We start from the raw sequence: 10325 nt of genomic DNA, 5'->3' as shown, positions 1-10325 counted from the left end.
GCGCTGGAAGGCGACGCCTGGATCGCCGTGCAGGGTGACGACGGCGCCGAGGCCTACACCCGCCGGGGTGACCTGCAGGTCGATGGCGACGGCCTGGTCACCCTGGTGGGGCGGCCGGTCATCGGTGACGGCGGGCCCATCATCGTGCCGCTGGGTTCCAGCATATCGGTAGGTGCCGACGGTACCCTCAGCGGCTACGGCGAAGGGGAAACCCCCGAAGCGCTGGTGGATATGGGGCGTATCAAGCTGGTCACGCCGGAACAGGCGTTGCTGCGTGGCGATGACGGTCTCTTTCGTCCGGCGCCCAATGCCGATGGCGAAGTGGCCGCGCTGCCCGCCGACGAGAATGCCAGGGTCGCCAGCGGCGCTCTCGAGGGCAGCAACGTCAGCGCCATCGAGGCGATGGTCTCGATGATCGACGTGGCGCGGCGCTATGAAATGCAGATGAAGGTGATCAGCACCGCTGATGAAAATGCCCAGCGGGCCAATAACCTGCTTTCTATCCAGGGCTGATGGCTCTCTATTCAGGCTGATGGCCTGACAGCTAGGCACTTAACCAGCGGTGCCCGAGGAAACGAATATGATCAAGTCACTATGGACGGCCAAGACCGGCCTGGAATCTCAGCAAGTCAAGCTGGACGTCATCTCCAACAACCTGGCCAACGTCAGCACCAATGGCTTCAAGCGCTCACGCGCAGTGTTCGAGGATCTGCTCTACCAGAACCTGCGTCAGCCCGGGGCACAGAACGACGTGCAGAACCGTCTGCCTTCAGGCATGCAGGTGGGCTCCGGTGTTCGCCCGGTTGCCACCGAGCGCCTGCACACCCAGGGCGGGCTCGAACAGACCGGGAATTCTCGCGACCTGGCGATCAATGGTAACGGCTTCTTCCAGGTGCTGATGCCGGATGGTTCTACGGCCTACACCCGTGACGGCAGCTTCCAGCTCAATGAGAACGGCCAGATGGTGAACGCCAATGGCTACCCGCTGGAGCCGGCCATCATCCTGCCGCCGTCGACCCTGTCGGTCTCCATCGGCGAGGACGGCATCGTCTCGGTGACCCAGCCGGGCGACAACCAGGCGATGGAAGTTGGACAGATCACTGTCTCGACCTTCGTCAACGCGACCGGGCTTGAGAGCGTCGGCGGCAACCTCTATCGGGAGACAACGTCTTCCGGGCCCCGTAACGAGACCATGCCGGGCATGAACGGTGCCGGCCGCCTGTTCCAGGGCTATGTGGAAACCTCCAACGTCAACGTGGTGGAGGAGATGGTCAGCATGATCCAGACCCAGCGGGCCTACGAGATCAATAGCCGTGCCGTCCAGACCAGCGATGAGATGCTGTCCCGGTTGAGCCAGCTCTGATCGACGACGGCATGACGATTTCCACTCCCTGCCATGGGAAGCGAGCAAGCATGAAAGGCGCGGGTTATTCGATATCGAGGTTGGCCATGGTCCTCCTCGCCCTGGCGGCGCTGGTCCTGGGCGGCTGCGCCCAGGTTCCCCGCGCTTCCGTGGTCGGGGAGCAGGAGCAGATCGCCATCATGGAACCGCCACCTCGCATGGCCAACGGCTCGATCTACCAGGCACATCGCGGCTCCCAGCCGCTGTTCGAGGATCGGCGGCCGCGCATGATCGGCGATATCCTCACCATCGTGCTGGATGAACAGGTCAGTGCCAATAAGAACGCCCAGTCCAACATGGACCGCAGCGGCTCGGCAGGGCTCGACATTTCAGCGCTGCCTGATGTCCTGGAGCGCCTGGCCGAGCAAGGCATCGACCTATCCGGCAACCTGTCCGGCAACAGCAGCTTCAACGGCGGTGGCGGCTCCCAGGCCAGCAACAGCATGACCGGTACCATCACCGTGTCGGTACTCGAGGTGATGCATAACGGCAACCTGCGGGTGCGCGGCGAGAAGCAGATCGCCATCAACCAGGGGGTCGAGTTCATTCGTTTCTCCGGGGTGGTCAATCCGCGCACCATCACCGGCCAGAATACTGTGCCCTCCACGGCGGTGGCGGACGCGCGTATCGAATACGTGGGCAGTGGCTATATCCATGAGGCGCAGCATATGGGTTGGCTGCAGCGATTCTTCCTCAATATATCGCCCTTCTAATGATGATCGAATACCGAGGCGCACCCATGCCACTCTTCAAGACGCTCTCCATGTTGTTCGCCCGGCGCCATGCAGGCCGGGTGATGGCGAAGCTGGTGCTGCTGCTGTTGGCCGGTTTGTTGGCATTGCCGGTCCAGGCGGAACGGATTCGCGAGATTGCCAATTTTGCCGGCGTGCGCGACAACGTGCTGGTGGGCTATGGCCTGGTGGTCGGGCTGGACGGTACCGGCGACCAGACCATGCAGGCACCCTTCACCGGACAGAGCCTTACCAACATGCTGTCCCAGCTCGGCATCACCGTACCGCCGGGAACCAACATGCAGCTGCGCAACGTGGCCGCGGTCATGATAACCGCCGATCTGCCGCCATTCTCGCGCCCCGGCCAACGGCTGGATATCAATGTTTCCTCCATCGGCAATGCCCGCAGTCTGCGTGGCGGTACCTTGTTGATGACACCGCTCAAGGGTGCTGATGGTGATACCTACGCCATCGCCCAGGGCAACCTGCTGGTGGGCGGCATGGGTGCTGCCGCCGGCGGGGCCGCCGTGCAGGTCAACCAGTTGGCAGGGGGACGCATCCCCGGGGGTGCCATGGTGGAGCGGGAAGTTCCGCTGAATCTGGGCGCCGAAGCGGGGCTGCTGGAACTCGAGCTCAAGCAGGCCGACTTCGGTACCGCCCAGCGTGTGGTCAACGCTATCAACAGCGAGTTTGGTCGTCCGGTGGCCGCTGCCCGCAATTCTCGGGTCATCGCCCTGGACGGCCCCATGAATGACAATTCCCGGGTCAACTTCATGGCCCAGGTCGAGAATATCCGGATCACGCCCATGGAGGCGCCGGCCAAGGTGGTCTTCAATGCCCGCACCGGGTCGGTGGTGATGAACAGCGCGGTTACCCTGCGCCGTGCCGCCGTGGCCCATGGCAACCTCTCCATCGTGATCGATACGCGCTTCCTGGTCAGCCAGCCGCCCCCGTTCGGCGACGGCGAGACCGTGGTGGTGCCGGATACCGAGATTGAAATCCAGGAGCAGGACGCTACCTGCGAGTTGTCGAGGGGGCCGACCTGGTGGACGTCGTCAATGCCCTGAATGCACTGGGTGCCACGCCCAGCGACCTGATGTCGATCCTCGAGGCGCTCAAGGCCTCAGGCTCGTTGCGTGCCGATCTGGAGATCATCTGATGAGCATCCAGGATTTCAGCAGCCAGTTCGCCCTCGATGTCCAGGGCCTGGAGCGGCTCAAGCACACGGCGCGCAACGATGAGGCCGCTGGCCTGAAGGGCGCCGCCCAGCAGTTCGAGGCGCTGTTCCTGCAGATGATGCTCAAGAGCATGCGCGACGCCACCCCTACCACCGGCTGATGGACAGCGAGCAGACCGAGTTCTACCAGTCGATGCTCGATCAGCAGTGGGCACAGACCATGGCCGGCCGCGGCATTGGCCTGGCCGATCATCTGGTTGCCCAGCTGCAGAGTCAGGGAGTCGGGGCGGGTCGCCAGGCGCAGGAAGTCGATCGTGAGCTCAACGAGCTGATTGCCGGCATTCCTCGCGGTACGCCACGTGTCCTCAAGGATGCACTGCAGCCTGCCGAGGAGGATGGGGTCGAGGATGAGAAAGACGGCGAGAGCCGTGTCGACAGCATGACCGAAGCGCCGCCCGCCAGTTTCCTCGACGAGCTGGAGACTGCCCGTGGCGGCTTCATGAGTGCCGTGGACGCCTTGCCTGCAACGTCGGCAGCGGCGGGAACGGAGTCGCTGCGTAATACCACGGTGCCTGCTGCCAGTGCTGCCGAATCACGTAGCCGTGGACAGAGCGGCGAACATGTCGCCCGCTTCATGGATAAGCTCACTGCACCCGCCCAGGCGGCAAGTCGGCGCACCGGCGTGCCGGCCGAATTGATCCTGGCCCAGGCAGCACTGGAAACCGGCTGGGGGCGTCACGAGATCGCCAGGGCCGACGGCAGCAACAGCCATAACCTCTTCGGCATCAAGGCCGGCAGCAGTTGGCGTGGCCCCACCACGGATGTCACGACCCACGAATACATCAACGGCAAGCGAACCCGGATCGTCGACTCCTTCCGGGTCTATGGCTCCTTCGAGGAGGCCTTCACCGACTATGCCAACCTGATCGGCAACAACCCGCGCTATGCCGCGGTGACCAAGGCGGGCAGTGCCGAACAGGCGGCCAGGGCACTGCAGGCGGGTGGTTATGCCACCGACCCGGCCTATGCCGACAAGCTGATTTCGATCATGAACACCATGGGGCCGCAGGTCGCCCAGCGTAGCAACGACTCGCTGGTCTTCTTCAGCTACTGAAGTACTAAGGAAGCGCTGAACAAATTGCCGAGCGAGATGAAGCGCACGGAGCACAGAACCGAGCGAAGCGACAAACAGCCGTAGGCTGGCCCCGGAGGGGCGAGAAGCCGAAGGCTACGAGTCAACCGGAGCATATGGGGTATATGTGAGGATTTCGACCGGGCTGGCGCACCAGCACCGCGCAACGCAGCGATGCGCTCGTGCAGGCATATGTACAGTGTTTCCCTAAAGTTTTGCGTGTAAAGGCCGATAATTCGAGCATTGGCGATAAGGAAACAACACCATGAGCATGTTCTCTATCGGTCTCAGCGGCCTGAATGCCGCTCAGAATGCGCTGAATACCACCAGCAACAACATCAGCAACGTCTATACGCCGGGCTACAATCGTGAGCTGACGATTCTTGGCCAGCAGGGCGCTACCGCGGGTGGGGTTCAGGTCAACGATATCCAGCGTCAGTTCAGCCAGTTCGTGGCCTCGCAGTTGAACGCTGCGACCAGCTCGTCGAGTGCGCTTGCCACCTACGAGAACCAGATTAGTCAGATCGACAACCTGCTCGCCGACAGGGAGGCGGGGCTGGCACCGCTGATGCAGAACTTCTTCTCCTCCCTGGAGGACCTGGCTGCTGCCCCGTCCGATCCCGCCGCGCGCCAAGGCGTGCTGGGTACGGCCAATACCCTGGCCGCCCAGTTCCGTGCCTTCGATGGCTACCTGCAGGACATGCAGGAGGGCATCAACGGCCAGATCAGTGACGAAGTCACCCAGATCAACAACATGACCGAGCAGATGGCGACCCTCAATCGCGAGATCGCCCTGGCCCGTGCGCGCAGTGGCGAGGCGCCCAACAGTCTGCTCAACCAGCGCGACCAGCTGGTTCATGAGCTCAGCGAGCGCATGGATATCCGGCTGAACATTCAGGACGGCAAGTCCTACAACATCAGCCTGCCCAACGGGCAGCCCCTGGTGGCCGGCACCAACCACTACCGTCTCGAAGCGATGGATGCACCCAACGACCCGCAGCGCACCGTGCTGGGCTATCGGGACTCCGGCGGCAACCTGGTGGCAATGCCCGAAGACACCATCAAGGGCGGCACCCTGGGCGGCCTGATGACCTTCCGCGCCGAGACCCTGGACAAGACCCAGAACCAGATCGGTCAGCTGGCCGTCTCCCTGGTGACGGGGTTCAATGAGCAACACCGCCTTGGCCAGGACCTCGATGGCAATCAGGGCGAGGATTTCTTAAGTATTGGTCAGCCCCAGGCCTACTCCTATCCGCGCAATACCGGCGAGGCGGAGATCGTGGCCACCAGCTTCGATGCAGCGAATATCGACCAGCTGCGTGCGACCGACTATACGGTGCGCTTTGATAATGCTGGCGATCCGCAGGTGACTCGCAAGGACAATGGCCAGCAACTAGCTGCCGATCAGATCGAGTGGGACGCAGGAAATGGCACGCTGGGCTTTGGCGGTATCAGCCTGACGTTTTCTGAGCTTCCCCAGAATGGCGACCGCTTCGAGGTGCAGCCGGTGCGTCGTGCCACGGCCAATATGGAGTCGCAGATCATCGATCTGGACAAGATTGCGGCGGGGAGTTTCGTCGAAACCAGCGGGAGTCTGGCTGTCAGCGCCGTTCGCGCTGAAGCAGGATCCCTTCAAGCTATGCCGGAGGGGGGGTATACACTGACACTGAGCAGTGATGGCGACCTTGATACGACCGCTGATGTGCTGAGAAATGGCGAGCCTTTTGATCCGACAACCGATCAGGTGGCGGCCGGAGACGTGCTGGCAATCGATGGGGTGAGTTTCACCATAAACAAGCTGCCTGACTCTGAAGCCAGCTTCACCCTGCGTGAATCGGCTTCCGGCACCGGCGATAACCGCAATGCCCTGGCGCTGCAGAACCTGCAGAGCCAGTCGCTGGTGGCGGGGCGGTCGTCACTCAGCCAGGCCTACGGCGGCATGGTCAGCGACGTAGGCAACCAGACCAATATCGTCAAGGTCAACCTCGAGGCCCGCCAAGGCCTCACCGCACAGCTGAAGGCGGTTCAGCAGTCCGAGTCCGGGGTCAACCTGGATGAAGAGGCGGCCAACCTGATCCGCTACCAGCAGTTCTATTCCGCCAATGCCCGGGTGATCGATACCGCTTCCACGGTCTTCGATACCATCCTCGGCCTGCGTAACTGATTCGAAGGGAGTCCAGCGCGATGCGTATCAGCACCGTCACCATGTTCGAGCAGAGCGTCTCGTCCATGAACCGTCAGCAGGGCGACTTCCTCAAGGTCGGTCAGCAGATCGCCAGCGGACGCCGGGTGGTCAATCCCTCGGACGACCCGCAGGCCTCGTCGCGGGCCGTGGGCGTCTCCCAGGCCAAGGCCATCACCCAGCAGTTCGCCGATGCCCGGGTCTCCGCCCGAAACTCGCTGTCACAGGCGGAAAGCGTCCTCAACAGCGTCAGCGATGCGGTGACCAGCGCCAAGACGCTGCTGGTCCAGGCCGCAAGCGATACCCTGAGCGATGTCGACCGCCAGTCGGTGGCAAGCGAGCTGCGGGGCATCTACGAGACCTTGATCGGCCAGGCCAACGCCACCGACGGCAATGGTCGCTACCTGTTCGGCGGTTATCGCGATGATGCGCCGCCTTTTGCCCGCACCGCGGGTGAAGGCGTTCAGGGCACTGAGTATAAGGGCGACGATAATACCCGAGAGCAGCGCATCGATGCCTCGCGCCTGCTGCCGGTGGCCGATAACGGCAAGGCGATCTTCCAGAGCGTGCCCAGCGGGGCCGGTTACGTGGCCAGGGCCGAGCAGTCATCACCCGGGGACATCAGTGTCGGCACCCAGCAGGACCATTTGCGTAACGAAGGTACTGTCGCCTTCACTGGGCCTAGCCGCGTCGATCCCGATAACGAACATTTCGGCAAGCCGTTCGAGCTTGAGTTCGGCACCAATGGCGCTGGCGAACCGGTGTTTACCGTTAGCGTTGTCGAGGAAAACGGTGATCGGACAGCGATAGTCACGGATGAGGCCTACGAATCGGGCAAGAGCGTCAGCTTCGGCGGTATCAGCATTACGCTGGAAGGCGAATCCGAGGATGGCGATCAGATCCAGCTGCGTCCCGCCAATGCCGAAGGCGCCAACCAGGACCTGTTCAAGTCGCTGAAGGACGCCATCGACGTGCTGGAGATGGACCAGCAAGGCCAGCCCGAGAATCGCGCCCACTTCCGCAATACGATCAGCTCCGTCATGCGTGAGATGGATAACAGCCTCGACAACGTCCTCACCGTGCGGGCCTCCATGGGGGCGCGCCTCAACGAGCTGGATGTGGTCGACGCCGTAGGCAGCAATCGCATGATGAACTACGACAAGACGCTCTCCGACCTGGTGGACCTGGACTACAACGAGGCCATTGCCGAGTACAGCCTGCGCCAGGTCGGCCTGCAGGCGGCCCAGAAGGCCTTTGTCGATGTGAAGGGCTTGTCGCTATTCAACTTCCTGTAATCCTCATGTCCTGATGTCATGTTCCCTGAAGACCGGGCGTTGGCCCCGGTCTTTTTTGCCGCCCCGGCTTGCCTGGGCGGTTTTTTTGGTTCTTTACACTTTGGTTCTGCGCAGGCTGCATAGCGGAAGGGTGGTTTGAGGGAGATTGGAACGTCGGTGATGGTCGCGAACGTTGCAACACCGCCGGGAGGCTTTCAGCCTCCAGTCGTGAGCTGAAGCTTCCTCCAACAAGAGGGTGTGCACCGTGGGTGGAGAGAATCGCTTTTGGAGCGCTCGGTTCGACGCTCCGACTCTGCGTCGCGAGGCAAGTGAATCAGGTGCCCAGCGGGGCCAGCATATCAATTAGCTGGTACATGAACTGCAGCCCGTTGCTGAACAGGCGCTGGAGGAAGCGGCCCATGTCGGTCATCAGCACCATCAACAGGGTCAGGCCTACGGTTAGCGAGGTCGGGAAGCCGATATTGAAGACCGTCAACTGCGGCGCCGAGCGGTTGAGGATGCCCATGGCCAGGTTGATGATCAGCAGTGAGCCGACCAGGGGCAGGGCCAGCGACATGCCGGCAACGAAGATAGTGCCGCCGTAGCGCACCAGCATCTCGAAGGCGGCCGGGTTGAAGGTGCCGATGCCGATCGGCAGGCTGTGGAAGCTGGTGGCCAGTGCTTCCAGCACCATCAGGTGGCCGCCCAGGGCCAGGAACATCAGCAGCGTGATCATGAAGAAGATCCGCGACAGGATCATGGTGTTGGTGCCGCTGCCGGTATCGAAGAAGGTGGCGAAGGCCAGCCCCATCTGCAGGCCGATGAACTCCCCCGCGGCCTGCACCACGGCGAATACCACGTGCATGACCAGGCCGATGGCGATGCCGATCAGCATCTGCTCCACCATCAGGCCGAAGCCGGCCCAGGAGACGATCGGTACGTCGGGCATGGCGGGCAGCACCGGGGCGATGACCAGGGTAACGAGGAATGCCAGGCCGATCTTGGCCTGGTTGGGCACGCTGGAGTGACCCCAGAGCGGCGAGGCAACCAGGAAGGAGGTAATCCGCACGAAGGGCCAGAACAGAATTACCAGCCAGCCGTGCAGCTGGGCAAAGGTCACCTCGACCATGGCGGTCTCACATCAACATGCTGGGGATGCTGGTGAACAGGTTTCGGGTGAAATCGGTGATCAGCTTCAGCAGCCAGGGGCCGGCGAATACCAGTACGGTAAAGACGCCCAGGATCTTGGGGATGAACGAGAGGGTCATCTCGTTGATCTGGGTGGCGGCCTGGAAGAGACTCACGGTCAGGCCGGTCAGCAGTGCGGTGATCAACAGTGGGCCGGCCAGGAGGAGCGTGACGCGCATCCCCTGGTAGGCGGTGCCCATTACCATTTCCGGTGTCATTCTTTGCTCCTTGCCGACACCTGCGTGTCGACCCAAGTATTGATGGCCGCTAAATATAGAAACTTTCCGCCAGCGAGCCGATGATCAGCTGCCAGCCGTCCACCAGGACGAACAGCATCAGCTTGAAGGCAGGGAGATCGTGGCCGGCGGCACCATCATCATGCCCAGCGACATCAGGTACTGGCCACCACCAGGTCAATGATCAAAAAGGGGATGAAGATGGTGAAGCCGATCTGGAACGCCGTCTTCAGTTCACTGGTCACGAACGCCGGCACCAGGATCCGCAGCGGCACATCCTCTGGTCCCTGCATGGGGCCGATTTCCGCCAGCCGGGCGAACAGGGCCAGGTCGGGCTCCCGGGTCTGGGCCAGCATGAACTCGCGAAACGGCTGCTGTGCCAGCAGCAGGAACTCGTCGAAATTGATCTCGTCGCCGGTGAGCGGTACCCAGGCCGTTTCATAGACGATGGAAAACACCGGCGACATGACGAAGAAGGTCAGGAAAAGCGCCAGGCCGAGCAGTACCTGGTTGGGCGGTGTCGCCTGGGTACCCATGGCGGTACGCAGCAGGCTCAGCACGATGATGATACGGGTGAAGCCGGTCATCATCAGCAGTGCTGCCGGCAGGAAGGCCATGGCGCTGAGCAGCAGCAGGGTCTGCAGCTGGATCGACCACTGCTGGCCGCCATCCTCCAGCGGCTGACTGACGATACCGGGAAGCTGCTGGGCGACCGCCGTGAGCGGCATGGCCATCAGCAGGCAAGTCCCCAGCAGGGCAAGCAGGGCCTTGTGCTGGGTCGTGGGCCGGGCTTTTCGCAGGAGATCGGGCAGTGCTGGGTGAATCATGACGCTCCCCGGCCGGGGCCCCCCAGTCCGGCGTTCTGCTTCAGGGCACGGGCGAAGCGGGTGGCAAAACGCTCTCCCTGCAGTTCGACGCTTTCGGGCTCGCGGGCACGCTCGGGTGCCGCCAGCTCATGCAGCTTGTTGATCTCGGCCTCCCCCMCGCCGAGGACCAGCCAGGT

10 protein-coding genes and 2 pseudogenes are annotated in these 10325 nt (G+C 62.6%); 8 read left to right on the top strand and 4 right to left on the bottom strand.

Going from position 1 to position 10325, the window contains the following annotated elements; genetic code table 11:
* The 8 genes and pseudogenes from Q427_RS05095 to flgL all read left to right on the top strand — a co-directional run.
* Window positions 1-513, top strand: a 513-nt coding sequence (locus tag Q427_RS05095) for a flagellar basal body rod protein FlgF (RefSeq protein ID WP_043511625.1), incomplete at its 5' end; no start/stop codon positions are given.
* A gap of 67 nt (window positions 514-580) precedes the next feature.
* Window positions 581-1363, top strand: coding sequence for a flagellar basal-body rod protein FlgG (flgG, locus tag Q427_RS05090; RefSeq protein ID WP_043511622.1), 783 nt, complete (start codon window positions 581-583; stop codon window positions 1361-1363).
* Between the two features lie 86 nt (window positions 1364-1449).
* A complete protein-coding gene (locus Q427_RS05085; protein ID WP_331280548.1) occupies window positions 1450-2115 on the top strand; it encodes a flagellar basal body L-ring protein FlgH in 666 nt (221 codons plus the stop codon).
* 83 nt (window positions 2116-2198) lie between these two features.
* A pseudogene (locus Q427_RS05080) lies at window positions 2199-3292 on the top strand (flagellar basal body P-ring protein FlgI).
* Entirely contained in the window at window positions 3292-3471 is a 180-nt protein-coding gene (locus tag Q427_RS36015) for a hypothetical protein (RefSeq protein ID WP_331280547.1), read from the top strand. Before Q427_RS05080 ends, Q427_RS36015 begins: the two are co-directional and overlap by 1 nt.
* A complete protein-coding gene (gene flgJ / locus Q427_RS05075) occupies window positions 3471-4424 on the top strand; it encodes a flagellar assembly peptidoglycan hydrolase FlgJ (protein WP_331280546.1) in 954 nt (317 codons plus the stop codon). Before Q427_RS36015 ends, flgJ begins: the two co-directional genes overlap by 1 nt.
* Window positions 4425-4707: 283 nt before the next feature.
* Window positions 4708-6606, top strand: coding sequence for a flagellar hook-associated protein FlgK (gene flgK / locus Q427_RS05070; RefSeq protein WP_043511617.1), 1899 nt, complete (start codon window positions 4708-4710; stop codon window positions 6604-6606).
* A 20-nt stretch (window positions 6607-6626) separates the two neighbouring features.
* Window positions 6627-7919, top strand: a complete 1293-nt coding sequence (flgL, locus tag Q427_RS05065; protein WP_043511616.1) for a flagellar hook-associated protein FlgL — start codon at window positions 6627-6629, stop codon at window positions 7917-7919.
* Between the two features lie 313 nt (window positions 7920-8232).
* Here flgL and fliR read toward each other — a convergent pair whose 3' ends face one another.
* The 4 genes and pseudogenes from fliR to Q427_RS05045 form a co-directional block, all read right to left on the bottom strand.
* Window positions 8233-9027, bottom strand: a complete 795-nt coding sequence (gene fliR / locus Q427_RS05060; protein WP_043511613.1) for a flagellar biosynthetic protein FliR — start codon at window positions 9025-9027, stop codon at window positions 8233-8235.
* A 7-nt stretch (window positions 9028-9034) separates the two neighbouring features.
* The gene (gene fliQ, locus Q427_RS05055; protein ID WP_043511609.1) at window positions 9035-9304 is read right to left on the bottom strand and encodes a flagellar biosynthesis protein FliQ; all 270 of its coding nucleotides are present in this window, start codon (window positions 9302-9304) and stop codon (window positions 9035-9037) included.
* A gap of 49 nt (window positions 9305-9353) precedes the next feature.
* Window positions 9354-10056, bottom strand: a pseudogene (gene fliP / locus Q427_RS05050) (flagellar type III secretion system pore protein FliP).
* A gap of 89 nt (window positions 10057-10145) precedes the next feature.
* Window positions 10146-10325 (bottom strand): flagellar biosynthetic protein FliO (locus Q427_RS05045; RefSeq protein WP_043511606.1); only part of this gene is annotated, 180 nt, incomplete at its 5' end.

It is taken from the genome of Halomonas sp. BC04, assembly GCF_000568385.1.
This window is presented reverse-complemented; position numbering and strand designations above follow the sequence as displayed.